The following is a 24,841-nucleotide window of genomic DNA, read 5'->3' on the forward strand; positions in this document are numbered from 1 at the left end:
GGGAATGGAAACACCATGGGAGTTGTTTTTTGGAATCAATTTTCTAGTTAATTGGGAGAAATTGTCATGGCTGAAGCATTGGCTGCGAATGAACTTGGCCCGCACAACCCCATCGTGCGGGCGGCCACGGTGCACAGCTTGGGGCGCCGACTCGATCCCGGCGAGATCGAGAAGTTCCTGGACGACATGGTGAGCGCCTCCGTGCCCGCGCCGATCGGCGCGACCGCATCGGTGAAGATCGCGATCTGGGGCAAGGTGGATTGCGACCCGAACGGCCAGCCGTGGTCGTACGACGCCAGCATCTGGGGTGGGCCCGCCTACTTCGGCCAGGCGGCGGGCTTCATGTACACGGCCTACCAAACGTGGGACGCCTTCTTCCGCAACGTGACTTCCGTGCACGTGCAGGGCATCGCCTCGGCCGGGGGCATCCTGCAGATCAACTGGTTCAACCACAGCGGAACCCCCGTCGGTCAGTTCAACGGTGCGGCCGGGGGCGTCGGTGTGCTTGAGGCGGGCGGTTCGGGCGGGTGGAGCCACAGGTAACCCGATTCGTCCGCTCCGGGACTGAATGCGCGACGGCCCCCGGAACCGTGGAGGCTCCGGGGGCCGTCGAGTGCGAGGAACGGGCCTCAGAGGCCGAGGTCGGCCTCGAACGCGCCTTCCTCCAAGCGCTGCTTGATCGTGGTGAGGAAGCGCGCGGCGTCCGCACCGTCGACCAGGCGGTGGTCGTAGGACAGGGCCAGGTAGACCATGGAGCGGATGGCGATGGTGTCGCCGCCCGACTCGTCGGTCACCACGACCGCGCGCTTGACGACCGCGCCGGTGCCCAGGATGCCCACCTGCGGCGGGGTGAAGATCGGCGTGTCGAACAGCGCGCCCCTGCTGCCGGTGTTGGTCAGCGTGAAGGTGCCGCCGCCCAGCTCGTCCGGGGTGATCTTGTTCGTCCTGGTCCGCTCCGCGAGGTCGGCGATCTTGCGCGCCAGGCCCGCGAGGTTCAGGTCCCCGGCGTTGTGGATCACCGGGACCATCAGGCCCTTCTCGGTGTCCACGGCGATGACGAGGTTCTCCTCCGCGTGGTAGGTGACCTCCTTCGCCTCCTCGTTGATCGAGGCGTTGAGCACCGGGTGCTGCTTGAGCGCCTCGACCGCCGCCTTGGCGAAGAACGGCAGGAAGGACAGCTTGACGCCCTCACGGGCCTCGAACTGGGCCTTCGCCCGCTGGCGCAGCCGCGCGATCTTGGTGACGTCCACCTCGACCACGGTGGTCAGCTGCGCGGTGCTCTGCAGCGACTCCCGCATCCGGCGGGCGATGACCTGGCGCGGGCGGGAGAGCTTCTCCGTCTTCCCGCGCAGCGCCTGGGCCTGCGGCGACGGCTGGGCGGACGGGGCGGGGGCGGCCTTCTGGGCGGCGGCGGGCGCGGGGGCCGGAGCCGCCTTCGCCGCCTTGGCCTCCTCGACCGCGGCCAGCACGTCCTGCTTGCGGATGCGGCCGCCGACCCCGGTGCCCTTCAGGGTGTTGAGGTCGATCCGGTGCTCCGCGGCCAGCTTGCGCACCAGCGGCGTGACGTACGGCGAACCGCTCGCGTCACCGTTGGTGCTGGGCTGCTCGGCCGCCGGGGCCGGAGCCGTAGCGGGCGCCGCGGGGGCGGGCTTGGGCTCCTCGGCCTTGGGGGCCGGCGCCGGAGCCGGAGCCGCCGGGGCGGGCGCGGGGGCCGGAGCCGAGGCGGCGGGCTTGGCGTCCGCGCTGCCGATCACCGCGAGCTTGGCGCCCACGTCCACGGTCTCGTCCTCGCCGACGACGATCTCCAGCAGGGTCCCCGCGGCGGGCGAGGGGATCTCGGTGTCGACCTTGTCGGTGGAGACCTCCAGCAGCGGCTCGTCGGCCGCAACCGAGTCGCCGACCTGCTTGAGCCACCGGGTGACGGTGCCCTCGGTGACGCTCTCGCCCAGCGCGGGCATGGTCACGTCGGTGCCCTCGGCGGAACCGCCGCCACCGCCGGAGGACGGGGCAGGAGCGGACTCCTGCCGCGCCTGCGGGGCGGGCTCCGGCTCGGGCTGCGGTTCGGGGGCAGCGGCCTGCGGGGCCGGGGCGGGCTCGGCGGAACCGCCGCCGTCGCCGTCCCCGATCACCGCGAGCTCGGCGCCCACGTCCACGGTCTCGTCCTCGGCGACGACGATGCGCTGAAGCACGCCCGCCGCGGGCGAGGGGATCTCGGTGTCGACCTTGTCGGTGGACACTTCGAGCAACGGCTCGTCCACCTCAACCCGGTCGCCCTCCTGCTTCAACCACCGGGTGACGGTGCCTTCGGTGACACTTTCCCCCAGGGCCGGCATCTGGACTGAGAAGGCCATCTCTCGCTGACTCCTCGCGCTTTCGTGGCTCGTGTGGCTGACTTCGCTTCGTGCCGACGTCAGCCGTGCACGTGCAGCGGCTTGCCGGCCAGGGCGAGGAACGCCTCGCCCAGGGCTTCGTTCTGGGTCGGGTGGGCGTGGATGAGCGGGGCGACGTCCTCGGGGAACGCCTCCCAGCTGTAGATCAGCTGCGCCTCACCGATGAGCTCGCCCACGCGCTCGCCGACGAGGGTGATGCCGACAACGGGACCCTCGGGGGCCTTGACCAGCTTGACGCCGCCCGCGGTCTTGAGGATCTGGCTCTTGCCGTTGCCCGCCAGGTTGTAGAGGTAGGTCTCGACCGAGCCGTACTTCTCCTTGGCGGCGGCCTCGGTCAGGCCCACCGAGGCGACCTCGGGCTTGCAGTAGGTCACCCGCGGGATGCCCGCCTCGTCGATGACCCTCGGGTCCAGGCCCGCGATGTCCTCGGCGATGAAGATGCCCTGCTGGAAGCCCCGGTGCGCCAGCTGCAGGCCGGGCACCAGGTCGCCGACGGCGTAGACGCCGGGCAGGTTGGTGCGCAGGCGCTCGTCGGTGAGGACGAAGCCGCGCTCCATCCGCACGCCCGCCTCCTCGTAGCCGTGGCCCGCGCTGTTGGGGCCGCGACCGACGGCGACGAGCAGCAGGTCGGCATCGAGGGACTCGCCGGACTCCAGGCTGACCTGGACGCCGGTGTCGGTCTGGGTGGCGCCGCTGAACCGGACGCCGGTCTTGAAGGTGATGCCGCGCTTGCGGAAGGCCCGCTCCAGCTGCTTGGAGGCCCACTCGTCCTCGGACGGGACCAGCCGGGGCAGCGCCTCGATGATGGTGACCTCGGCGCCGAAGGAGCGCCACACGCTGGCGAACTCCACGCCGATCACGCCGCCGCCGAGCACGACGACCTTCTGCGGCACGTAGTCGAGGTTGAGCGCCTGGTCGCTGGTGATGATCCGGCCGCCGATCTCCAGACCGGGCAGGCTCTTGGCGTAGGAGCCGGTCGCGAGCACCACGTTCTTGCCGGTGTAGCGCTGGCCGTTGACCTCGACGGTGTTCGGGCCGACGAAGGTGCCCGCGCCCTCGACCAGGGTGACCTTGTTGGCCTTGGCCAGGCCCTGCAGGCCCTTGTACAGGCCGCCGATGATGCCGTCCTTGTACGAGTTGACCCCGGCCATGTCGATGCCCGCGAGCGAGCTCTTCACGCCGAACTGGTCACCCTCGCGCGCGTTGTCGGCCACCTCGGCCGCGTGCAGCAGGGCCTTGGTCGGGATGCAGCCGCGGTGCAGGCAGGTTCCCCCGAGCTTGTCCTTCTCCACCAGAACGACGGACAGGCCGAGCTCGGCCGCGCGGAACGCGCAGGCATAGCCGCCCGAGCCGCCGCCGAGGATCACGAGGTCGGCGGAGGTGTCGGTCACAGCATCTCCTCTGAGGAGGCAACGGTTTCGGTCGCCAGGTCTTAAACACTGTCTTCAAGGCCCTTGTGCCCGCGTGCGCGTCTCGGCGCGCGGGCAAGCGCCATCTTGTCACCTGTTCGGCTCTGTTGGCGACGCGGCCCGTCAGCGAGTCCTCCGGATGACAACCGATGGATCGCAACGACGGCCCCACACGCCTGCTGGCAAGATCTGACGACCAGGTGAAGGAGGCGTCGCGATGGGTCTGTTCGACCGGTTCCGGAAGCGGCAGAAGCCGGGGACGCTGCGGGGATCGTCCAACGACGACACCGATCACCTCGTGGCGTGGGCGAAGCAGCGGCGCGGCGTCGAGGCCTACGTCGAGCCGAAGACCACGGTGACGGAAACCACTGTGGTGCTCATCGCCCACGACGGCGAATGGACCCGCAGGCGCGTCGACGGCCCGGAGGGCGCCCGCAAGCTCGGCAAGAAGCTGGGCATTCCCGTCTACGACGTGGCCCTCGTCGGTTACCCCAAGCGGATGCGCGAGTACACCGAACGGCAGCGCGCCCTGCGCAAGCGCGCCCAGCGCGACAACCTCGGCTGACCCGTTCCCCGCACGCCGGCCCCTCGCGAATGCCGCGATCGGTGCGTCGGGCGCACTGAATGAGTCATTGAGGTGGTTGAGCGTCCTCAATGACTCATTCAGTGCGTGAACGCGGGGGTGGGGTCAGCCGTTCTCGGCGATGTCGGCGAGGACGGCGGCCAGGGTGCGGACCGGGGTGCCGGTGCCGCCCTTGGTGGTGTAGCCCCAGGCGCCACCGCTGTTGAAGGCCGGGCCCGCCACGTCGACGTGCGCCCACTGGACGCCCTCGGCGACGAACTCGCGCAGGAAGATGCCCGCGGAGAGCATGCCGCCCCAGCGGTGGCCGGTGATGTTGGCCAGGTCGGCGACGTTGGAGTTCAGGTCCGCCCGCAGCTCCTCCGGCAGCGGCATGGCCCACGCGTACTCGCCGACACCGCGGCCGAGCGCGGCCACGCGGTCGCGGAACTCGTCGGTGCCCATGACGCCCGCGGTGCGCTTGCCGAGCGCGACGACCTGCGCGCCGGTCAGCGTGGCGGTGTCGACCAGGTAGTCCGGGCCGTCCTGGCACGCGCGGACCATGGCGTCGGCCAGGATGAGGCGGCCTTCGGCGTCGGTGTTCTGCACCTCGCAGGTCTTGCCGCCGAGGAAGGTCAGCACGTCGCCGGGGCGGTAGGACTCGCCGCCGGGCATGTTCTCCGCCATCGGAACCGTGGCGACGACCTCCAGCGGGTACTTCAGCTTCGCCGCGAGCACCACCGTGGCGATCACCGCGGCCGCGCCGGCCATGTCGCTGGTCATGTGGTGCATCTCGCCCGCGGGCTTGATCGAGATGCCGCCGGTGTCGAAGGTGATGCCCTTGCCGACGAGCGCGACCTTCTTGCGCGCCTTCGGGCCCTTGTAGCTGAGCCGGACCAGGCGCGGCTTGCGGGCGGAACCGCCGCCGACACCGAGGATGCCGCCGTAGCCGCCCTTGCGCAGCGCCTTCTCGTCGAGCACCTCGACGTCCAGGCCCGCGGCCTCGCCGAGCTTCTTGGCGCGCTCGGCGAAGGACGCCGGGAACAGGTCGTTCGGCGGGGTGTTGACGAAGTCGCGGGCGGTGATCACGGCCTCGGCGATCGCGGTCGCGGCCTTGAGCTTCGCCTTCGTCGCCTTGTCCTTCGCGCCCGCGACGGAGGTGAACTCCACCTTCGCGGCCTTCTCGTCGGCCTTCTCGGACTTGTACTCGGTGAAGGTGTAGCCGCCGAGCAGGTGGCCCTCGACGGCCGCGGACAGGTCCAGCTCGCCAAGGGTGTTCAGCACGCGCACAGTGCCGTTGAGGGAGCGCGCGGCCGCACCGGCGGCCCTGCGGACCTGCTCGGCGGTCACGGTGCCCTCGTCGTTCGGGGCGCCGACGCCTACGGCGACGACGAGCGCGGCGGTGAGCTTGCCCGCGCTGGGCAGCTTCACGACCTCCTCGGCCTTGCCGGTGGCGCCCAGGGTCTCCAGCAGCTCGACGAGCTTGCCGTCGAACGCGGCGTCCACCGCGGCCGCGCCGTCGGCGAGCGCCAGGCCGTCCGCCCCCTGCACGGTGCCGATGACGACGGTGTCGGCCGCGGCGGTGGTGGGGTCACTGTCGGTGAGCGCTAGCTTGGGGACGGTCACGCTTGCTCCTCGTCGTGGCCCGGCGCCGGTGCCGGGCCTGATCGCTGGTTCGAGTCGGGAAAGACCGTGGAGGTACAGGGCCGCGGTCAGTCGCTACCGGATGGTAAACGCGAACGGAGCCCTGTCAGCCTTCAGGTGGCTGTGCGTGACGGGAGGCCGGGGCATACCGTGTGCGCGTGGCAGTCGAGCCGCGTCAACCAACCGCGATCCGGGTTCCCGGCGTCGTGGTCCTCGGCCTAGGCGCCATGATCGGCCTCGGCCCGTTCCTGCTCCTGGCGCCCGCCGCGGCCTCGGCGGGGATCTGGCTGCTCGCCGGGCTCCCGCTGGCGGCGGTCACCGCGTTGTGCGCCATGTACTCCACCTCGGAGCGCTCCTCGATCCGCGAGCACATGGGCCGCTGGCCCGGCCGGGTCGCGGGCACCGGGCGGTTCGTCGCGCTGGGCTGCCTCGCCGTGGTGCTCGCGAGGACCTTCGCCGAGCACGTCGCTCCCGACCAACCGGATCTCGCCGCGTTCGCGGTGCTCGCTGTCGCGGCGGCCGGCAACGCCAGTGGGCTGCTTCGGTGGGGCAGCGGTCTCGCGTGGCTGATCGGCGGCGTCGTGCTGCTCGTGCTCGTCCTGGTCATCGCCGCGTGCCTGGCCGTCGCGCCCCCGGTCGCGCCGATCGGAGCCCCGGCAGCGCAGGTCGGAGATCCGCGCAGCCTGATGACCGCCGCCGCGATCCTGTTCCTGGGCTTCGTCGGGTTCGAGCGGGTCACCGCGCCCGCCGACGGAGAACCGCAGCACGGCTGGCGCACCACCCGCCGCGCCATTCCGGTGATCGCCGGGGTGGTCACCGTGCTCTACGCCCTGCTCGGCGTGGCGCTGCTGCACCAGCTCGGCCCGGCGCGGCTGGCCCTCTCGCCCGCACCGCTGCGGGACGCGGTGATCGCCGCGGACGGAGCGGTGATGGTGCCGTTCGTGGAGTTCGGCGCCGGGGTGGGGCTCGCGTCCTGCCTGGTGCTGGTGCTCGTCGCGATGCGCAGGATGGTGGTGGAGGCCGCGATCGAGCGCGAGGTGGCGACGCCGCTGGCCACGATCGCCCGCGCGGGCACCACCTGGCCGATCGACCTGGTGGTCGGCGGGCTCGTCGTGCTGGCCCTGCCGTTGCTGGACCTCACCGGGGCCGTGCACCTGGCGGCCTGCTGCGTGCTGGTGCACTACGCCTTCGCCAACGCGGCGACCCGGGTGGAGCTGATCGACCAGCAGCGGACCTGGCCGATGCGCACCGCGTGCTTCGGCCTGGGCATCTCGGTGATGCTCGCGATGAGCCTGCCGCCGATGACCTTGCTCACCACGCTGGTGGTGCTCGTGGTGGGTTCGTGCCTGGGGGCTTTGATTTCCCATCGGTGGCGGTAGTTTCTGGCGATGTGACCGACTCTCAGCTCCGCACCAGTCCGCTGCACACCGCCCACCGCGACCTCGGCGCCACGTTCGCGCCGTTCGGCGGGTGGGAGATGCCGATCCAGTACTCCGGCGGCGGGGTCGTCGCGGAGCACACCGCGGTCCGCGAGGCGGTCGGCGTCTTCGACGTCTCGCACCTGGGCAAGGCCCTCGTCGCGGGGCCGGGCGCGGCCGAGTTCGTGAACTCCTGCCTGACCAACGACCTGCGCAAGATCGGCGCGGGCCAGGCCCAGTACACGCTGTGCTGCGTGGAGTCCGGCGGCGTGGTCGACGACCTGATCGCCTACCTGGTCAGCGACGACGAGGTGTTCCTCATCCCCAACGCGGCCAACACGGCCGAGGTCTGCCGGATGCTCTCCGTCGCGGCGCCCGAGGGCGTCACCGTCACCGAGCAGCACACCGACTACGGCGTGCTCGCGGTCCAGGGCCCGAAGTCCTCGGAGCTGCTGGAGGCGCTCGGCCTGCCGACGAAGCTGGACTACATGGCCTTCGCCGACGCGGAGTGGGAGGGCCGCACGGTCCGCGTCTGCCGCACCGGCTACACCGGCGAGCACGGCTTCGAGCTGGTGCCGCGCTGGGACGACGCGCCCGCTGTGTGGGCGGCGCTGCTGGACGCGGCGGCACCGCTGGGCGGGCGGGCCTGCGGCCTCGGCGCGCGGGACACGCTGCGCACCGAGATGGGCTACCCGCTGCACGGCCAGGACCTGTCGCTGGAGATCACCCCGGTGCAGGCGGGCTCCGGCTGGGCGGTCGGCTGGAAGAAGGACTCCTTCTGGGGTCACGAGGCGCTGCGCGCGGAGAAGGCGAACGGCCCGGTCCGCAAGCTCTTCGGCCTGCGCGCGCTGGAGCGCGGGGTGCCCCGCGCGCACATGGACGTGCTCGACGCGGCGGGGGAGCGGATCGGCGAGTCCACCTCCGGCACCTTCTCGCCGACGCTCAAGATCGGCGTGGCGCTGGCACTGCTGGACACCTCGGCGGACGTGAAGATCGGCGACGAGGTGACCCTCGACGTGCGCGGCCGCTCGCTGCGCTGCGAGGTCGTCAAGCCGCCGTTCGTGCGGACCAACGTCAAGTAGTGGCGGGACGGCTCTGGGCGCCGGGCGAGGAGGTCCTCTACTCGTTCCGGCGCAACGACGGCTCGCTCGGCGCGGTGACCCCGGCGCGGGTGCTCTCCGACGACGGTGAGCGGCTGGTGTGCTGGGTGCCCGACGGCACGCCCGTGCGCGCCACCCGGGTGCCCAGCGGCGTTCACCCGCGCCACGTCCCGCTGGAGCAGCGGTTCCGGCTCGGCCGGGTGCCCGTGCGCTCGGCCTGGGTCGGCTCCTCGACGCTGCGCGTGGTCTTCGAGGAGCAGTGGTCCAGCGTCTGGTGGTTCTTCCTGCCGGACGGGACCTTCCTGAACTGGTACGTCAACCTGGAGGTGCCGATGGGGCGCACGGACACCGCCGTGTGCCGCATCGACGGCGTGCTCGACGTCGAGGTCCTACCGGACCGGAGCTGGTCGTGGAAGGACGAGGACGAGGCCGTCGAGGCGCTGGCCGCAGGCAAGATCACCCGGGAGCAGCTTGACCGGCTGCGCGCCGAGGGCGAACGGATGATCGGTCTGGCCGAATCGGGACTTTTCCCTTTCGATGGGACGTGGTGCGAGTTCCGGCCGGACCCCGGCTGGCCGCTGCCGACACTGCCCGACGAGGTGATGGAGGAACGCTGACGTGGTCTCCGCCGAGGACTTCCGAGATCTGGCGCTGAACCTGTTGGAGTCCGAGGAGGTGGAGACCTGGGGGCATCCGACCTTCCGCGTCGGCGACAAGATGTTCGCCGCCATGGACGGCGACGGGCACCGCGCCACCGTCAAGGCGACGCCCGAGGAGCAGGAGGCGCTGATCGCCGCGGCGCCGCAGACCTACGCCGTCGCGGACTACGTCGGGCGCTACGGGTGGGTGAGCGTGGACCTGCGCGTCGCCGATCCGAAGGAAATCGCCGAGCTGGTCCGCGAGGCGTGGCGCCGCACCGCGCCCAAACGCCTGGTGGACCGGCACGACGCGGCGGAGTCCCGGTCCGTGCAATAGTCGGGCGTCCGATGTTCGGGATAGCGATGTTCGGATGGGATGAAGAAGGTTTATCGTGCTGCCATGACGACAGCGCCCTTCACCCGGACGTCCAACCCGAACCCCCTTTCGGCGGAGCGTCGGGCGCAGGTACTCGCCAGCCCCGGCTTCGGGCAGCACTTCACCGACCACATGGTCAGCATCGACTGGGACCGCGAGCGGGGCTGGCACGACGCGGCGGTCCTGCCCTACGGCAGCTTCCCGATCGACCCCGCCGCGATGGTGCTGCACTACGGCCAGGCCATCTTCGAGGGACTGAAGGCCTACCGGCAGCCGGACGGCACCGTCGCCTCGTTCCGGCCCGACGCCAACGCCGAGCGGTTCCGCGCGTCGGCCCGCAGGCTGGCGATGCCGGAGCTGCCGGACGAGCTGTTCCTCGCCTCGCTGCGCGAGCTGATCGACATCGACCGCGACTGGGTGCCCGCCGCGGGCGGTGAGGAGTCGCTGTACCTGCGGCCCTTCATGATCTCCACCGAGGCCGGGCTCGGGGTGCGCCCGGCGAGCCAGTACCGCTACCTGCTGATCGCCTCGCCCGCGGGCGCGTACTTCGCCGGTGGCATCAAGCCGGTCAGCGTCTGGCTGAGCACCGAGTACGTGCGCGCGGCCCCCGGCGGCACCGGTGCGGCGAAGTTCGCGGGCAACTACGCGGCCTCGCTGCTGGCCCAGGCCCAGGCCGCCGAGCAGGGCTGCGACCAGGTGGTGTGGCTGGACGCGGTGGAGCGGCGCTGGGTGGAGGAGATGGGCGGGATGAACCTCTGCTTCGTCCTCGGCTCCGGTGCCGACGCCCGCATCGTCACCCCCGAGCTGACCGGCACGCTGCTGCCCGGCATCACCAGGGCCTCGCTGCTGGAGCTGGCCGCCGACCTCGGCCACGGGGTCGAGGAGCGGCGGATCTCCACCGACGAGTGGGAGAAGGGCGTCGCCTCCGGTGAGATCACCGAGGTCTTCGCCTGCGGCACCGCCGCGGTGATCACCCCGGTCGGCCGGGTGAAGCACGCGGGCGGCGAGTTCACCATCAACGGCGGCGCCTCGGGCGAGCTGACCATGCGGCTGCGCAAGCGGCTGACCGACCTCCAGCGCGGCGCTGTCGAGGACACCCACGGCTGGATGCACCGGCTGGGCTGATCGTTCTCGTGGTGCCGGAGGGGCTCCGCCGGGCGTCGGCGGAGCCCCTCTTTGTGGTTACGCCTGCTGCGCGGTCGCGGCCAGCACGACCTCGCGCACGCAGACCCGCTGCGGCTGTTCGTAGGTGAACTGGATGACGGCCGCGACGTCCTCGGCGGTGAGCACGTCGTTGGCCTCCTTCCACGCCTGGTAGTCGGCCTTGATGGCCTCGTCGGTGGTGTGCGAGAGCAGTTCGGTCTCCACCGCGCCGGGGGCGATCGTGGTCACGCGCACGCCCTTGCCCGCGACCTCCTCGCGCAGGCTCTCCGACATCGCGTGCACCGCGAACTTGGTGCCGCCGTAGACCGCGTGGTTGGGGAAGCCCTTGCGCCCGGCGACCGAGCTGACGTTGATCACCGTGCCCCGGCCGCGCTCGATCATGCCCGGCAGCACCGCGTGCACGCCGTTGAGCAGGCCGAGCACGTTGACGTCGAACATCGTCCGCCACTCGGCGGGAGCCTGGGCGGCGATGTGGCCGAGCAGCATGACGCCCGCGTTGTTCACGATGGCGTCGGTGGGGCCGTGCTGGTACTCGGCCTCCGTGACGGCGTCGGCGACGGCTTGGGCGTCGGTCACGTCGACCGTGCGGCAGAGCGCGTTGGGCAGCTTGAGGTCTTCAAGGCGGTCCAGGCGACGCGCCAGCAGGAGCAGGGGGTGGTCCAGCTCTGCGAACGCTTGCGCGGTCGCGGCGCCGATCCCGGAGCTGGCCCCGGTGATCACGATGAGCGGCTTGGTCATTGGTCACACATAGCCGAGGGCACCGGTGCTTAGAAAATTTGTTTCGCCGACAGCACAACCAACGCGACGGTCGTCGCGACCTCGCAGCAGGCGCCGAGCACGTCCCCGTTGACGCCACCGAACCGCTTGGTGGTGTGGGCGAGCAGACCGAGTACCGCGGCCGTCGCGGCGAGCACCGCGAGCGGGCCCAGCCACAGGTGCACCGTCAGCGAAGCGGCTGCCAGGAGCACCGTCCAGATCACCGGGATCGCCAACGGCTGCGTGCCCGCGACGAGCGCCCCGAGCCCCTTCTGCTGGGCGGGCGGCACACCCCGGCGGCAGCCCCAGCCGAACGCGATCCGCCCCGCCACGACGGCGATCACTATTGCGCCCCAACGGTTCTGGGCGAGGAGGGCACTGATGGCCGCCGCCTGCACGCCCAGGTTCACGATCAGCGCCACGACGGCGAACGGCCCGGCGGCGGGATCGTGCATGACCTTGAGCGCCTTCTCCGGCGGCCCGTAGCACCCCAGGCCGTCCGCGACGTCGCCGAGCCCGTCCACGTGCATGCCCCGCGTGGCGAGGGCGAGCAGACCCACGACCAGCACTCCGACCAGCAGCGGCGCCAAGCCGACGGCGACCGCACCGACCGCCGTGCCCGCCGCCGCTGCTCCGAGCACCAGTCCGACGAGCGGTGCGGCCGTGATCGCCCTGCCCGCCGTCTCGCGGTCGACGTCGTCGACGCGCGCGGGGAGCACGCTCAACAGGGAGAACGCCAGTCGCAGGCCGCGCATCGCCCTGGGTCAGAGGTCGAGGGGCGGGGCGACTGTGTAGGTCGGCGCGGGCGGGGGTTCGGGGGCCGCCTGGGGTTCTGGCGCGGGTGGCGGAGTGAGGGCGTCGGACGGGGTGGTGGGGCCGCCGGAGACGCCCGCGTCGGCGAAGGTGGCCATCTCCGCGAGGATCTTCGTGGCCGCGCTCAGGACGGGGAGCGCGGTGAGGGCCCCGGAACCCTCGCCGAGGCGCATGCCGAAGTCCAGGATCGGCTTGAGGTCGAGGTGGTCCAGCACGACGGTGTGCGCGGGCTCGACCGAGCGGTGCCCGGCCACCCACCACTCGCGTGAGCCCGGCGCCATCTCCTCGGCGACCATCGCCGCCGCGCCCACCACGACCCCGTCCAGCACCACCGGCGTGCGCCGCGCCGCGGCCTGGGCGAGGAAGCCGGCCATCGCGGCGATGTCCGCTCCGCCCGCGGTGCGCAGCAGCCCGACGGGGTCGGCGCCGACCTTGCGGGCGCGCCGCAGCGCGTCGCGGATGGCCGCCGTCTTGCGGATCCAGCCCTGGTCGTCGATCCCGGTGCCGCGGCCGACCACCGCGACGGGCTCGGTGCCGGTCAGCGCCGCGATCAGCACTGCGGAGGGCGTGGTGTTGCCGATGCCCATGTCCCCGGCGACGAGGATGTCCGCCCCGCCGTCGATCTCCTCGTCGGCGATCTCGCGGCCCGCGCGCAGTGCCGCGGCCGTCTCCTCCGCGGACAGCGCGTCCTCGCGGTCGATGAGCCCGGAACTGGTGCGCACCTTGTACTTGCTGACCATCGGCGCGGTCTCGCCCGCGACCGCGATGTCGGCGACGCGGACGGTCGCGCCCGCGGCGGCGGCGAGCACGTTGACCGCCGCGCCTCCGGCGAGGAAGTTGGCCACCATCTGCGCGGTGACCTCGCTGGGGTAGGCCGAGACGCCCTCCGCGGCGATGCCGTGGTCCCCGGCGAAGACCACCACGCGCGCCCGCTCGAACGGCTTCGGCGGGCAGGTGCCCTGGCAGGCCGCGATCCACGCGCCGAGCTCCTCGAGGCGGCCCAGCGAGCCCGCGGGCTTGGTCAGCTGGGCGTGCCGGGCGATCGCCCGCTCGCGGACCTCGTCGTCCGGCGGTGTGATCGGCGGGAAGACACCTGCATCCTCCACAGCCTTGTCCTCGGACACTCGAACCTCCATATCCTGCGGTCAGCGCAGTCGCAGCGGGATTCCCGCCACCAGCAGCGTGACCGTGTCGCACACCTCGGCGACGCGGGCGTTCAGCCTGCCAAGCTCGTCACGAAAGAGCCTGCCAGAAGGCGTCGCGGGATGGACGCCCAGCCCGACCTCCGCGGACACCAGCACGACCCGCGCCGCGGTCTCGGCCAGCGCCCTCGTCAGCCGGTCCACCTCGGCGTGCACGGGCTTCCGATCGCCGCCGTCCCAGGCGTTCGCGGCGTCGAGCACCTCGGTCAGCCAGGTCGCGAGATCGTCCACCAGCAGCAGCTCGTCGGCTCCCGCCGCGGACAGCACGTCCGGGAGGGAGGGGCCGTCGGCGGCTTCCACCGTCCGCCAGCACTCCGGGCGGCGCCGCGTGTGCTCGGCGATGCGGGCTTCCCAGTCGGTGTCGCCGGGGTGGCGCCGGGCGGTCGCCACGTAGGTCACCGAGGGGTCGGCGGGCGCCAGGCCCTCGGCATGGGCCGACTTGCCGGAACGGGCGCCGCCGAGCACGAGCGTGCGTCGACTCACCGGCGTCACGTTACCGTTCTGCCTGGCGAACGAGAGGGAGAGCGACGTGGGATACCGCTGGCGCTACCAGGATTCGACCGAGGTCGACGTGATCGGCCCGGACGAGCGGTTCGACGAGCAGGCCGACGCGGAGCAGTGGCTGGAGGAGAACTGGCCCGACCTGCTCGACGGCGGGGTCGACCAGGTCACCCTGCTCGACGGCGACACCCCGGTCTACGGCCCGATGAGCCTGCACCCGCCCGAGCAATGACGTCCCGGGCGGGCCGTGGGGACGGCCCGCCCGTGGCGGTCACGGGGTGATGGTGAGGCGGGGGTCGTACTCGATGACGCCGTCGAGGGCCTCGTCGATCTTCTTCATGATCTCCTCGTCCAGCTTCACGCCCGCGGCCTTGACGTTCTCGCTGACCTGCTCGGGGCGCGAGGCGCCGATGATCGCCGAGGCCACGTTCGGGTTCTGCAGCACCCAGGCGACGGCGAGCTGGGCCATGGTCAGCCCGGCCTCGGCCGCGACGGGCTCCAGCAGCTGCACCTTCTCCAGCACGTCCTCGCGCAGGAAGCGGGCGACGAAGTTCTTGCCGCCGCTCTCGTCGGTGGCGCGGGAACCCGCGGGCACGGGCTGACCGGGCTTGTACTTGCCGGTGAGCACGCCCTGGGCGATCGGCGACCAGACGATCTGGCTGATGCCCTCGCGCTCGCTGGCCGGGATCACCTGGGACTCGATGATCCGCCACAGCGCGGAGTACTGGGGCTGGTTGGAGATGAACGGGACGTTCAGCTCGCGGGCGATGGCGGCGCCGCGGGTGATCTGCTCGGCGTTCCACTCCGAGACGCCGACGTAGAGGACCTTGCCCTGCCGCACGAGGTCGGCGAAGGCCAGCATCGTCTCCTCCAGCGGCACCGTCCGGTCGAAGCGGTGCGCCTGGTAGAGGTCGATGTAGTCGGTGCCCAGGCGCTTCAGCGAGGCGTTGGCCGACTCCATGATGTGCTTGCGGCCGAGACCCTTGTCGTTCTCGCCCTTGGGGCCGGTCGGCCAGAAGACCTTGGTGAAGATCTCCAGGCTCTCCCGGCGCTGACCGGCGAGGGCGCGCCCGAGCACCGACTCCGCTGCGGTGTTGGCGTAGACGTCGGCGGTGTCGAAGGTCGTGATGCCCGCGTCGAGCGCGGCCTTCACGCAGGCGTGCGCCTGGTCCTCCTCGACCTGCGAGCCGTGGGTGATCCAGTTGCCGTAGGAGATGGCACTGACGGAAAGGCCACTGCGGCCGAGACGACGGAACTCCATGCCACCAGCCTAAACCGGGTTCGTTCGCCTCGCTAAGTACCTGGAGTGTGGTCCAGGGGTGTGAACTACGCCACCCGGTCGTTGTAGCCGACGCGGGGCTTGGGCACGCGCAGCTTGCGCAGCTGGGTCGCCCTGGTGAAGGCGTACCAGCCGAGCGCGAAGCCCTTGAAGTTCTCGTCGGGGAACTTCTGCCGCGCCCGCCGCGACACCAGCCTGCCGAGCATGACGCCCTCGATGAGCATGGCCAGCAGCATGAACATGCACGCGAGGCTGGCGTACTGCTGCACGACCAGGTTCGGCGTCAGCACCGCGATGAACACCACGATGGCCAGCGGCATGAACAAGCCCATGAGGTTGCGCCGCGAGTCGACGAGGTCGCGCGCGTACGCGCGCACCGGACCGCGGTCGCGGGGCAGCAGGTACTTGTCGTCACCGGCCATCATCCGCTCGCGGCGGAACTGCGCGGCCTTGCGGCGCTCTTCCTTGCTGGCCTGGTTGCCTCGCATCCGGCGCAGGGCCTCGCGCTGCGTGCGCGGCGGCGGCGGGACCGGACCGCGGCGGCGGCCCTCGGCCTCACGCCGCTTGGGAGTGGGCTTCCCCTTGCCCGCGGTGTGCCCCTTCGGGCCGTCCAGCAAGCCCGGATCGACCTCCACGACCTCCTCTTCGGGGTTCGTGGGGTCAGCGGACGCGATGCGGCGAAGGAACCTCACGCGTACAGGGTAGGACAGGCCGAATTGCGAAGATGTACCGTCCGCCCCGTGCGGATTCTCGTTGCTCCTGACTGCTTCGGCGGAACCCTGTCGGCGCGGGCGGCCGCAGAGGCGATTTCCCTCGGGTGGCGGCGTTCCGCCCCTGATGACGAGCTTGTGCTGAGGCCGCTCGCCGACGGTGGGCCGGGCTTCGTCGAGGTGCTGCACGCGGCGCTCGGCGGGATGGTGCACCGCCTGGAGGTGACAGGTCCGCTCGGTGCGCTCGTCGAGGCGGAATGGCTCGAACACGACGGCACGGCCTACATCGAGTGCGCCCAGGCGTGCGGGCTCCACCTCGCGCCCGCCGCCGAGCGCGACGCTTCCCGGGCCACCACGCGTGGCGTCGGCGAGTTGGTCAACGACGCCCTGTCCAAGGGCGTGCGCACGGTGGTGATCGGTCTCGGCGGTTCCGCGAGCACCGACGGCGGCGCCGGGCTGTTCGCCGCGCTCGGGTTCGCACCGCTCGGCGCGGACGGCGCGGAACTCGCTCCCGGCGGCGGTCCGCTCATCGACTGCGCACGGCTCTCCGCGACGCCGGAGTTCCCCGTGCAGCTCGTGATCGCCTCCGACGTGGAGAACGTGTTGCTCGGCAGGCACGGCGCCGCGCACACCTTCGGCCCGCAGAAGGGGGCCGACGCCACCGAAGTCGAAGCACTGGAACGCGCGCTGAGCCGCTGGGCCGACGTACTCGCCGAGGCCACGGGCAAGGACGTCCGCGACACCGCTGGCGCCGGGGCGGCGGGCGGGCTCGGCGCCGGGCTGCTCGCCCTGGGAGCCGAGGTCGTCTCGGGAGCCGGACTTGTGCGCGAACTCACTGGGCTCGACTCCGCGCTGGACTCGGTGCAGCTGGCGATCACCGGCGAGGGCAGCTTCGACTGGCAGTCGCTGCGCGGGAAGTTGATCACCGCTGTGGCCGCGGGCGCCGCCGAGCGCGGCATGCCGTGCCTGGTTCTGGCAGGTCAGGTCAGCGTGGGCAGGCGCGAGTCGGCCGCGGTCGGCATCGAGGACTCCTATGCGGTCGCCGAGCACGCGGGCTCGGTCGAGGCATCGCTCGCCGACCCCGCGGGCACCCTCGCCGACCTGGCCGCCCACGTGGCCGGGCAGTGGGGCGGCCGCTGAGTCCGGGTGTGCCACCATGGAAGTGGAACAAGCAGGCCATCCGATGCGTTGCAGCCGAGGTAGCGCCTCAGGAAGACCGAGGGAGAACCATGACTTCTGCGCAGGAAACCGGCACCGAGACGCCGACCCACGGCGTCACGATGACCGAGGCGGCCGCCGCCAAGGCCAAGGCCCTGCTGGAGCAGGAGGGCCGCGACGACATGCACCTGCGCATCGCCGTCCAGCCCGGGGGATGCGCCGGCCTCCGCTACCAGCTGTTCTTCGACGAGCGCACGCTCGACGGTGACGCCTTCCGCGAGTTCGACGGCCTCCGGGTCGCGGTCGACCGGATGAGCGTCCCCTACGTCGACGGCGCGGTGATCGACTTCGTCGACACCATCGAGAAGCAGGGCTTCACCATCGACAACCCGCAGGCCACCGGCTCCTGCGCGTGCGGGGACTCGTTCAACTAGAGGCTCCCCGAAGACGATGAAGGGCCGCGGGTGTCACCCGCGGCCCTTGTCGTTCTCCCAGAGTTCCGGCTCAGCAGCCGTAGTCATCCATGTCACGCACCTGGGCGGTGTTGGCCTCGCTCACCCGCCACGGTGCCGCGGCGCGCTGCTGCGGAACGCCCGCTGAGCTGGAGCGGAGCGAGTCGGGCAGCTCGGCGCAGTCCTTGATCAACTCGGCGATGGTGCTCGGTTCGGTGCTGGTCACATCGAGGACGTTATGACTAGCGGCGGGTGTGGAACAGCTCTACCAAGCAGTAGTCTTCGCGGTTGGCCGGTGTGCACCTGAAAGGGTGAGTCGGCTGGTCAGACGCCGTCACCGCCGAACGAGGAGAGCCTTTCGTGCCCGTCGCGATCACCGGAAGCATCGCAACCGACCATCTGATGCACTTCCCCGGCCGGTTCGCCGAGCAGCTCGTGGCCGACCAGCTCGACCGCGTGTCGCTGAGCTTCCTGGTGGACGACCTCGTCGTGCGCCGGGGCGGCATCGCGGCCAACATCGCCTTCGGGATGGGCGTGCTCGGCCACAACCCCGTCCTGGTCGGTGCCGTCGGCGCCGACTTCGCCGACTACCGCTCCTGGCTGGAGCGGCACGGCGTCGACTGCTCGGGCGTGCACACCTCCGAGGTCAAGCACACCGCGCGGTTCGTCTGCACCACCGACGACGACATGTGCCAGATCGCCTCCTTCTACGCGGGCGCCATGGCCGAGGCCCGGCAGATCGAGCTGGCCCCGGTCGCCGAGCGCGCCGGCGGCCTCGACCTCGTGCTGATCAGCCCGAACGACCCCGAGGCGATGCTGCGGCACACCGAGGAGTGCCGCCAGCGCGGCTACGCCTTCGCCGCCGACCCCTCGCAGCAGCTGGCCAGGATGGACGGCGACCAGGCCCGCAAGCTGGTCACCGGGGCGAAGTACCTGTTCACCAACGACTACGAGCTGCAGCTGCTGCTGAAGAAGACCGGCTGGACCGAGGACGAGGTGCTCGACCAGGTCGGCATGCGGATCACCACGCTCGGCGAGAAGGGCGTGGAGATCGTCGGCCGGGAGATCGGCGCCCTGCAGGTGCAGGCCGTTCCGGAGACCGCGAAGACCGATCCGACCGGCGTCGGTGACGGGTTCCGCGCCGGGTTCCTGGCCGGGCTCACCCGCGGCCTGCCGCTGGAGCGCGCCGCCCAGCTCGGCTCGCTGATCGCGGTCAACGTGCTGGAGACCGTGGGCACCCAGGAGTGGAGCTTCGACCGCGCCGACGGCCTGCGCAGGCTGAGCGAGGCCTACGGCCCCGAGGCGGCCGAGGACATCGCCCCGATGCTCCCCGCCTGACCACGACGTGACAAAAGCCCCCTCCGCGCGGAGGGGGCTTTTTCCGTGTCAGAGCTTGACCGGGTAGTGCGGTTCGGGCACCCGCACCTGGATCGAGCGCTCGATGAAGATGCCGTGCCAGATCATGAAGACCAGCAGCGCCCAGATGCGGCGGCTGTGGTCGAGCACGCCGGAGCGGTGCTCCTCCAGGATGCGCATGACCGCGGCCTTGTCGATCAGGTGGTCGGTGCCGGAGCCCTGCACGATCTCCCGCGCCCAGTCGTGCATCTCGTCCTTGAGCCAGTGCCGGATCGGCACCGGGAAGCCGAGCTTGCGGCGGTGCAGCACGTGCGCGGGCACGATCCGCTCCATCGCCTTGCGCAGCGCGTACTTCGTGGTCTCCTTGGTGATCTTCTGCTCGAGCGGGACCGTCGAGGCCACCCGGAAGACCTCCGGGTCCAGGAACGGCACCCGCAGCTCCAGCGAGTTCGCCATGGTCATCTTGTCGGCCTTGACCAGGATGTCGCCGCGCAGCCAGGTGAACAGGTCCACGTGCTGCATCCGGGTCACCGGGTCCCAGCCGGCCGACTCGCGGTAGGGGCGGGCGGTGACGTCGGTGTGCCGGATGTTCGGGTCGTAGCCCTTGAGCACGGCCTTGATCTGGTCGTCGCGGAAGATCCGCGCGTTGCCGTAGTAGCGCTCCTCCAGCGACAGCGCGCCCCGGCGCAGCAGGTCCTTGCCGCGCACGCCGTCCGGGATGCGCTTGGAGACCTTGCCCATCACCGAGCGCAGCGCGCCGGGCACCTTCTCGAACGGTGCGAGCGACAGCGGTTCGCGGTAGATCGTGTAGCCGCCGAAGAGCTCGTCGGCGCCCTCACCGGAGAGCACCACCTTGACGTACTGCCGCGCCTCGCGGGCGATGAACCACAGCGGCACCAGCGCCGGGTCGGCCACCGGGTCGTCCAGGTACCAGGTGATCAGCGGCAGGGCCTGCATCATCTCCTCCGCGGAGACCGTGCGGACCACGTGCTTGACCCCGATCGCCGCCGCCGACTCCGCGGCCACGTCGACCTCGGAGTAGCCGGAGCGCTCGAACCCGGTGGTGAAGGTGATCAGGTCCGGGTTGTGCTCCTTGGCCAGCGCCGCGATCGCGGTGGAGTCGATGCCGCCGGAGAGGAAGGAGCCGACCGTCACGTCCGCGCGCATGTGCTTGGCCACGGAGTCGCGCATGACGTCGGCGATCTGCCGGTGCAGCTGGTTGACCTCGCTGGAGCTGCGCAGCGGGCGGGCGTTGAACTGCGGGTTGAAGTACCGCTCGGTGATCACCGAACCGCCGGGGGCCACGGTGAAGGAGGTGCCCGACTCGATGCGGCGGATCTTGGTGTGCAGCGTCGCGGGCTCCGGGACGTACTGCATGATCAGGTAGTGCTGCAGCGCGGTGCGGTCCAGCTGCGGCTGCAGCCCCAGGCCCGCCGCCAGGTCCAGCAGGCTCTTCTTCTCGCTGGCGAAGGCGACGCCGTTGGGGCCCTGCGCGTAGAACAGCGGCTTGATGCCGAACGGGTCGCGGGCGCCGAAGACCACCCGCTTCTCCGCGTCCCAGATCATGAACGCGAACATGCCGCGCAGCCTGGCCACCATGGACGGGCCCATGTAGTGGTAGGCCGCGACGATCGTCTCGGTATCGCCGTCGGTGGCGAAGCGCGCGCCGTACTGCGCGACCAGCTCCGCCCGCAGCTCCAGGTAGTTGTAGATCTCGCCGTTGAAGACGATCGTGTAGCGCCCGTTGGCGTACTGCAGCGGCTGGTGGGACCGCTCCAGGTCGATGATCGAGAGCCGGTTGAAGCCGAACACCACCGACTCGTTGTGCCAGGTGTCGCTTTCATCGGGGCCACGGTGCCGCTGGCAGTGCAGGGCGTTGGCGACGGCGTTGACTGCCGCCGCGGTGTTGTTGTGGGGAGCGCAAACAAGTCCCAGCAGGCCGCACACGCTTCTCGCGCACCTCTCGTGTCGAACAGCGGTGCCCGGGGGAGCGGGTCTCGCCGTCGGGGGTGTCGTCATCGGTCGAAGACCTCAGTATGCCGAAAGTCGCCGGGGGCCTTGACAGCCCTGTCGTGTCAGGAGAATCCCCACGCGTAGGCAGGCAACCCCGGACAGGTGAGCGCGCACCCGCTGAGCTAGGCTCCCGCATGACTTCGTCGGCCCGCCGTCGGTGCAGGTCGCAGCCTGTGAGCTGGATCATCACCGACGTCGGTAGGTGGGCCGTCAACCGCAGCGAGGAGGCGTCGGCAGTGAGCCGCAAGGAGGAGCGACACTTGCTCGCGGGGGTGCGCCAGCGCCCCGCCCGGGCAGCGCGCCTGACCAAGGTTCTCGCCCTGGTCGGCATGGTGGCCGTCGTCGCCACCGGCTGTTCGACCGAGGAGGTGCTGCGCTTCGGTTGGCCGGAGGGCGTCACGCCGCAGGCCGAGCAGATGCGCCAGCTCTGGACCTGGTCGGTGATCGCGGCCCTGGCGATGGGCGTCCTCGTCTGGGGCCTGATCCTCTGGTCGGTGATCTTCCACCGCAAGAAGAGCGAGGAGTTCCCGCGGCAGACGCAGTACAACGTGCCGCTGGAGATGGTCTACATCACCGTCCCGACGATCATCGTCGTGGTGCTCTTCTACTTCACCGCGGTGACGCAGAACTTCGTCAACGCCAAGGACGAGCCGGCCGACATCAACGTCAAGGTGACCTCGTTCCAGTGGAACTGGGAGTTCACCTACACCGACGCGAAGCACAAGAGCTCCACCGGCCAGCAGATCAGCACCGTGGGCTCCAGCTCGGAGATCCCGCTGCTGGTGCTGCCGACCGGCAAGAACGTGCGCTACACGCTGGAGTCCAAGGACGTCATCCACTCGTTCTGGGTCCCGGACTTCCTCTTCAAGCGGGACACCTTCCCGTACCCGAAGAAGAACAACCAGGACAACGTCTTCCAGAACCGGATCGACAGCCCCGGCGCCTTCGTCGGCCGCTGCGCCGAGCTCTGCGGCACCTACCACGCGGTGATGAACTTCGAGGTCAGGGCGCTGCCGTCGGATGTCTTCGACCGCTACATGGCGCTGCGGGCCAAGGAGAACGCCAAGACCGGCAAGCCCTACACGGCCGCCGAGGCGCTTGCCGAGCTGAACTGCGGCGAGCTGTGCGCCCCGCAGGCCATCACCACCAAGCCGTTCAACACCGACCGCACCGCGGGCACCGCGTCCGGCCGCTGAGCGTCGAGCCGGATTCGAGAGCGAGGGCAAATCCATGAGGACCGAGGCACGGATCTTCGATCTGGTCACGGCGTTCTGCCTAGTGGCGGCCATCGGCTACGGCGTCTGGTCGCACGAGCCGGTCGGCACGGTGGCGATCAGCCTCACCGGTGGTCTGACCCTGATCGTCGGCACCTACCTGCGCTTCGTCGCGCGCCGCATCGAGCAGCGGCCCGAGGACAACGTGGACGCCGAGGTCAGCGACGGCGCGGGCGAGCTGGGCTTCTTCTCCCCGGGCAGCTACTGGCCGTTCGGGCTGGCGCTGGCCGCCGCCTTCACCGGGGTCTCGCTGGCGTTCTTCGAGCCCTGGATGATCGGCATCGGCGTGGTCGTCGTGCTGATCATGGTGGCGGGTCTGCTCTTCGAGTACCACGTGGGGCCGGACCACCACTGATCGTTTTTCGCAGAAGGGGCGGGCGCACATGCGCCCGCCCCTTCTTCATGCCCGCTCCGGGAGCTTGTGGGCGAGAGCGCCGACGAGGACGGCGAGCATGCCCAGGGCCTCCAACAGGGTGACGTGGTGGGCGTACACCACGACGTCCACCAGGAGCGCCACGGCGGGGTAGAGGAAGGACAGCAGGGCCACCGTCGCTGTCGGCAGGACACCGATGCTGCGGTACATCAGCACGTACATCAGGGCCGTGTGCACCACGCCGAGGACCAGCAGCCACCACCAGCCGGGGCCGAACGCGGGCAGCGGCGTGAACAGCAGGGCCGGGGCCAGCACGAGCGTGCCGACCGCGCACTGCACCGCGGCCACCAGGTGCGGCTTCACGTGCGAGAGCTGCTTGGCCACCAGGGAAGCGCCCGCGTAGAGGGCGGCGGCGCCGAGGGCGAGCGCGATCCCGATGACGTCGACGGGTTGCCCGTTCATGCCGTGACCGCCCAGGGAGATCAGCACGACGCCCGCGAAGGCGATCGCGCCGTGGCCCAGGTCGCGCCCCCGCACCCGTTCGCCGAGGACCACGCCGGCCAGGCCCAGCAACAGGAACGGCTGGGTGTGGTAGACGACCGTGGCGACGGAGACCGAAGAGTACGAGTACGAGGCGAACAGCAGCACCCAGTTCGCCACCAGCAGCACGCCGCCGAGCGCGGCGAGGCGGAGGTCCCGAGCGGACAGGCGCAGCCAGCCCTTCCACGCGCACCACAGCGCGAGGAGCAGCCCGCCGACGAGGCAGCGCGCGAAGGCCACCGCCGGTGCCGCCGCACCGGACTCCACGACCGCGACGCCGATCGTGCCGGAGAGTGCCATCGCGCCCGCCCACTCCAGGGTGGCGCGCTTCGTGTTCGGTGTCGCAACTGTGCTCGTCATGCCGGAAATCCTGCGCTCACCGGCGAGAACCGACGAGTGGCAGAGATGACATGTGGCGCAAAGCTTCTGACATAGGCTGTGCGCCATGGAGGAGCTGCGGGTGGACCGGGTCGCGGTGGTGGTCGACGGGGTGGTGTCGCCGTTCGAGCTCGGCGTCGCGTGCGAGGTCTTCGGCACCGACCGCAGCGCGGACGGAATCGCCGGGTGGAACTTCGCGGTGTGCTCCCCGGGCGGCAGGCCGGCGCGGGGCTGGTCCGGCTTCGGGCTGACCGATCTCGCCGACCTGGACGTGGCCGCCGCGGCTGACCTGATCATCCTGCCCACCTGCGTCGACCGCACGCAGGCGCCCTCGCCCGCCGTCGCCGAGCTGATCACGAGCGCCGCCGGGGAGGGCAGGCTGGTCGCGGCGTTCTGCTCCGGGGTGTTCATGCTCGGTCACGCCGGGCTGCTCGACGGACGCGGCTGCACCGTGCACTGGGTCTACGAGGCCGAGTTCCGCCAACGGTTCCCGCGCGCGCTGGTCGATCCGAGCGCGCTCTACGTCGAGGACTCCGGGGTCTTCACCAGCGCGGGCACGGTCGCCGCGGTCGACCTGTGCCTGCACATCGTGCGGCGGACCAGGGGGCTGCGCGCGGCGACGGTGCTGGCCCGCAGGATGGTCGCGCCGCCGCACCGCGAGGGCGGCCAGGCGCAGTTCGTCGAGACACCCGTCCCGGCCGCCGAGGACGACGTGCTCGCCGAGCTGCTGGAGTGGATCGAGCGCAGGCTGGACCAGCCCGTCACCGTCGCCGAGCTGGCCCGCCGGGCCGGGTTGGGGGAGCGGACCTTCCTGCGCCGCTTCGCGGCCGGCACGGGCACGACACCGCACCGCTGGCTGACCCAGCGCAGGCTGGACCGGGCCCAGCGGATGCTGGAGGAGACCGAGCTCGGCGTCGACGAGATCGCGGTCGCGTGCGGCTACGGGTCGGCCGCCGCGCTGCGGCATCAGTTCACGCGACTACGCGGCACCAGTCCCAGTGCTTACCGGAAGGCCTTCGGGTCAACCGGGTGACCGACGCCGGGTCCAGCCCCTCGATTGATGGAAGGGGATATTTCCCGCAAGGAGACTGGCGTCCATGCTGGAAGTCATCGGAATCATCTTCATGGTGCAGGGCTTCGGCTCGCTCCTCGTCAAAGAGGTCTTCAACGGCTCCGAGTGGTTCCTGATGGAGTGGGCGACGCCCTACTCGCCCTGGGCGCACATCGCGGTCGGCGTCATCGGGTTCTTCCTCGCGGGCGGCGGTGCTGCGTCCCGGCGCCGCAAGCGCGCCTGAGACCTCACCAGGACAGGAAAAAGGCCCCGCCGGGAGGGCGGGG

General features: G+C 71.0%; 27 protein-coding genes. 15 read left to right on the forward strand and 12 right to left on the reverse strand.

Annotated elements, in window-relative coordinates; genetic code table 11:
* The first annotated feature begins 138 nt into the window (after positions 1 to 138).
* Positions 139 to 543: a hypothetical protein gene (locus BLT28_RS36005; protein WP_156050731.1), complete on the forward strand. Its 405-nt coding sequence runs from the start codon at positions 139 to 141 to the stop codon at positions 541 to 543.
* Between the two features lie 86 nt (positions 544 to 629).
* On the opposite strand, the gene sucB is transcribed toward BLT28_RS36005, so the two are convergent.
* Both sucB and lpdA read right to left on the reverse strand, forming a co-directional pair.
* Complete coding sequence (gene sucB / locus BLT28_RS36010) at positions 630 to 2,351, reverse strand: 2-oxoglutarate dehydrogenase, E2 component, dihydrolipoamide succinyltransferase (RefSeq protein WP_030428721.1); 1,722 nt, start codon at positions 2,349 to 2,351, stop codon at positions 630 to 632.
* A gap of 59 nt (positions 2,352 to 2,410) precedes the next feature.
* A complete protein-coding gene (gene lpdA, locus BLT28_RS36015; RefSeq protein WP_030428720.1) occupies positions 2,411 to 3,781 on the reverse strand; it encodes a dihydrolipoyl dehydrogenase in 1,371 nt (456 codons plus the stop codon).
* A 235-nt stretch (positions 3,782 to 4,016) separates the two neighbouring features.
* Here lpdA and BLT28_RS36020 point away from each other — a divergent pair, with 235 nt between their 5' ends.
* Positions 4,017 to 4,364 (forward strand): hypothetical protein, encoded by a 348-nt coding sequence (locus BLT28_RS36020; protein WP_030428719.1) that lies wholly within the window; start codon positions 4,017 to 4,019, stop codon positions 4,362 to 4,364.
* 123 nt (positions 4,365 to 4,487) lie between these two features.
* On the opposite strand, the gene BLT28_RS36025 is transcribed toward BLT28_RS36020, so the two are convergent.
* Entirely contained in the window at positions 4,488 to 5,984 is a 1,497-nt protein-coding gene (locus BLT28_RS36025) for a leucyl aminopeptidase (RefSeq protein ID WP_030428718.1), read from the reverse strand.
* A gap of 176 nt (positions 5,985 to 6,160) precedes the next feature.
* Between BLT28_RS36025 and BLT28_RS36030 the strand changes: the two genes are divergently transcribed.
* The 5 genes from BLT28_RS36030 to BLT28_RS36050 all read left to right on the forward strand — a co-directional run bounded on the left by BLT28_RS36030 (position 6,161) and on the right by BLT28_RS36050 (position 10,659).
* A complete protein-coding gene (locus BLT28_RS36030; RefSeq protein WP_156050729.1) occupies positions 6,161 to 7,381 on the forward strand; it encodes an APC family permease in 1,221 nt (406 codons plus the stop codon).
* Between the two features lie 11 nt (positions 7,382 to 7,392).
* Positions 7,393 to 8,502, forward strand: coding sequence for a glycine cleavage system aminomethyltransferase GcvT (gcvT, locus tag BLT28_RS36035; RefSeq protein WP_030428716.1), 1,110 nt, complete (start codon positions 7,393 to 7,395; stop codon positions 8,500 to 8,502).
* The gene (locus BLT28_RS36040) at positions 8,502 to 9,137 is read left to right on the forward strand and encodes a DUF402 domain-containing protein (protein WP_030428715.1); all 636 of its coding nucleotides are present in this window, start codon (positions 8,502 to 8,504) and stop codon (positions 9,135 to 9,137) included. Before gcvT ends, BLT28_RS36040 begins: the two co-directional genes overlap by 1 nt.
* Before the next feature lies 1 nt (position 9,138).
* Positions 9,139 to 9,495, forward strand: a complete 357-nt coding sequence (locus BLT28_RS36045; RefSeq protein WP_030428714.1) for an MmcQ/YjbR family DNA-binding protein — start codon at positions 9,139 to 9,141, stop codon at positions 9,493 to 9,495.
* A 63-nt stretch (positions 9,496 to 9,558) separates the two neighbouring features.
* Complete coding sequence (locus tag BLT28_RS36050; protein ID WP_030428713.1) at positions 9,559 to 10,659, forward strand: branched-chain amino acid aminotransferase; 1,101 nt, start codon at positions 9,559 to 9,561, stop codon at positions 10,657 to 10,659.
* A 57-nt stretch (positions 10,660 to 10,716) separates the two neighbouring features.
* Here BLT28_RS36050 and BLT28_RS36055 read toward each other — a convergent pair whose 3' ends face one another.
* From BLT28_RS36055 to cobU, 4 genes are read right to left on the reverse strand one after another with little or no spacing between them, the layout of a single operon-like run.
* Positions 10,717 to 11,436, reverse strand: a complete 720-nt coding sequence (locus BLT28_RS36055; protein WP_030428712.1) for an SDR family oxidoreductase — start codon at positions 11,434 to 11,436, stop codon at positions 10,717 to 10,719.
* 29 nt (positions 11,437 to 11,465) lie between these two features.
* Positions 11,466 to 12,209 carry an adenosylcobinamide-GDP ribazoletransferase gene (locus BLT28_RS36060; protein ID WP_030428711.1) on the reverse strand — a complete coding sequence of 248 codons (744 nt, stop codon included), beginning with the start codon at positions 12,207 to 12,209 and terminating at the stop codon, positions 11,466 to 11,468.
* A gap of 9 nt (positions 12,210 to 12,218) precedes the next feature.
* Positions 12,219 to 13,391, reverse strand: a complete 1,173-nt coding sequence (gene cobT / locus BLT28_RS36065; RefSeq protein WP_407638783.1) for a nicotinate-nucleotide--dimethylbenzimidazole phosphoribosyltransferase — start codon at positions 13,389 to 13,391, stop codon at positions 12,219 to 12,221.
* A 21-nt stretch (positions 13,392 to 13,412) separates the two neighbouring features.
* Entirely contained in the window at positions 13,413 to 13,952 is a 540-nt protein-coding gene (gene cobU / locus BLT28_RS36070) for a bifunctional adenosylcobinamide kinase/adenosylcobinamide-phosphate guanylyltransferase (protein WP_030428709.1), read from the reverse strand.
* A gap of 46 nt (positions 13,953 to 13,998) precedes the next feature.
* Here cobU and BLT28_RS36075 point away from each other — a divergent pair, with 46 nt between their 5' ends.
* Positions 13,999 to 14,202: a hypothetical protein gene (locus BLT28_RS36075; RefSeq protein ID WP_030428708.1), complete on the forward strand. Its 204-nt coding sequence runs from the start codon at positions 13,999 to 14,001 to the stop codon at positions 14,200 to 14,202.
* Positions 14,203 to 14,241: 39 nt separating this feature from the next.
* On the opposite strand, the gene BLT28_RS36080 is transcribed toward BLT28_RS36075, so the two are convergent.
* A complete protein-coding gene (locus BLT28_RS36080) occupies positions 14,242 to 15,231 on the reverse strand; it encodes an aldo/keto reductase family protein (protein ID WP_030428707.1) in 990 nt (329 codons plus the stop codon).
* 65 nt (positions 15,232 to 15,296) lie between these two features.
* Positions 15,297 to 15,941 carry a DUF3043 domain-containing protein gene (locus tag BLT28_RS36085; RefSeq protein ID WP_030428706.1) on the reverse strand — a complete coding sequence of 215 codons (645 nt, stop codon included), beginning with the start codon at positions 15,939 to 15,941 and terminating at the stop codon, positions 15,297 to 15,299.
* 48 nt (positions 15,942 to 15,989) lie between these two features.
* Here BLT28_RS36085 and BLT28_RS36090 point away from each other — a divergent pair, with 48 nt between their 5' ends.
* Positions 15,990 to 17,099, forward strand: a complete 1,110-nt coding sequence (locus tag BLT28_RS36090) for a glycerate kinase family protein (protein ID WP_030428705.1) — start codon at positions 15,990 to 15,992, stop codon at positions 17,097 to 17,099.
* An 89-nt stretch (positions 17,100 to 17,188) separates the two neighbouring features.
* Entirely contained in the window at positions 17,189 to 17,551 is a 363-nt protein-coding gene (locus BLT28_RS36095; protein WP_030428704.1) for a HesB/IscA family protein, read from the forward strand.
* A gap of 70 nt (positions 17,552 to 17,621) precedes the next feature.
* Here the strand turns inward: BLT28_RS36095 and BLT28_RS41130 are convergent, their stop codons facing one another.
* A complete protein-coding gene (locus BLT28_RS41130) occupies positions 17,622 to 17,795 on the reverse strand; it encodes a hypothetical protein (protein ID WP_169748564.1) in 174 nt (57 codons plus the stop codon).
* A gap of 176 nt (positions 17,796 to 17,971) precedes the next feature.
* Here BLT28_RS41130 and BLT28_RS36100 point away from each other — a divergent pair, with 176 nt between their 5' ends.
* A complete protein-coding gene (locus BLT28_RS36100; protein ID WP_052407144.1) occupies positions 17,972 to 18,907 on the forward strand; it encodes a carbohydrate kinase family protein in 936 nt (311 codons plus the stop codon).
* Positions 18,908 to 18,955: 48 nt separating this feature from the next.
* Here the strand turns inward: BLT28_RS36100 and asnB are convergent, their stop codons facing one another.
* Positions 18,956 to 20,872: an asparagine synthase (glutamine-hydrolyzing) gene (asnB, locus tag BLT28_RS36105; protein WP_030428702.1), complete on the reverse strand. Its 1,917-nt coding sequence runs from the start codon at positions 20,870 to 20,872 to the stop codon at positions 18,956 to 18,958.
* Positions 20,873 to 21,240: 368 nt separating this feature from the next.
* Between asnB and ctaC the strand changes: the two genes are divergently transcribed.
* Positions 21,241 to 22,134, forward strand: a complete 894-nt coding sequence (ctaC, locus tag BLT28_RS36110; RefSeq protein ID WP_043810981.1) for an aa3-type cytochrome oxidase subunit II — start codon at positions 21,241 to 21,243, stop codon at positions 22,132 to 22,134.
* Between the two features lie 34 nt (positions 22,135 to 22,168).
* Complete coding sequence (locus BLT28_RS36115) at positions 22,169 to 22,567, forward strand: cytochrome c oxidase subunit 4 (protein ID WP_030428700.1); 399 nt, start codon at positions 22,169 to 22,171, stop codon at positions 22,565 to 22,567.
* Positions 22,568 to 22,612: 45 nt separating this feature from the next.
* On the opposite strand, the gene BLT28_RS36120 is transcribed toward BLT28_RS36115, so the two are convergent.
* Positions 22,613 to 23,485, reverse strand: coding sequence for a DMT family transporter (locus BLT28_RS36120; protein WP_043810897.1), 873 nt, complete (start codon positions 23,483 to 23,485; stop codon positions 22,613 to 22,615).
* Between the two features lie 94 nt (positions 23,486 to 23,579).
* On the opposite strand from BLT28_RS36120, the gene BLT28_RS36125 reads away from it, so the two are divergent.
* Both BLT28_RS36125 and BLT28_RS36130 read left to right on the forward strand, forming a co-directional pair.
* Positions 23,580 to 24,536, forward strand: a complete 957-nt coding sequence (locus BLT28_RS36125; protein ID WP_030428698.1) for a GlxA family transcriptional regulator — start codon at positions 23,580 to 23,582, stop codon at positions 24,534 to 24,536.
* A gap of 64 nt (positions 24,537 to 24,600) precedes the next feature.
* A complete protein-coding gene (locus tag BLT28_RS36130) occupies positions 24,601 to 24,798 on the forward strand; it encodes a hypothetical protein (protein ID WP_030428697.1) in 198 nt (65 codons plus the stop codon).
* Positions 24,799 to 24,841: the final 43 nt, after the last annotated feature.

The sequence above is a fragment of the Allokutzneria albata genome, assembly GCF_900103775.1.
GTDB classification, from domain to species: domain Bacteria; phylum Actinomycetota; class Actinomycetes; order Mycobacteriales; family Pseudonocardiaceae; genus Allokutzneria; species Allokutzneria albata.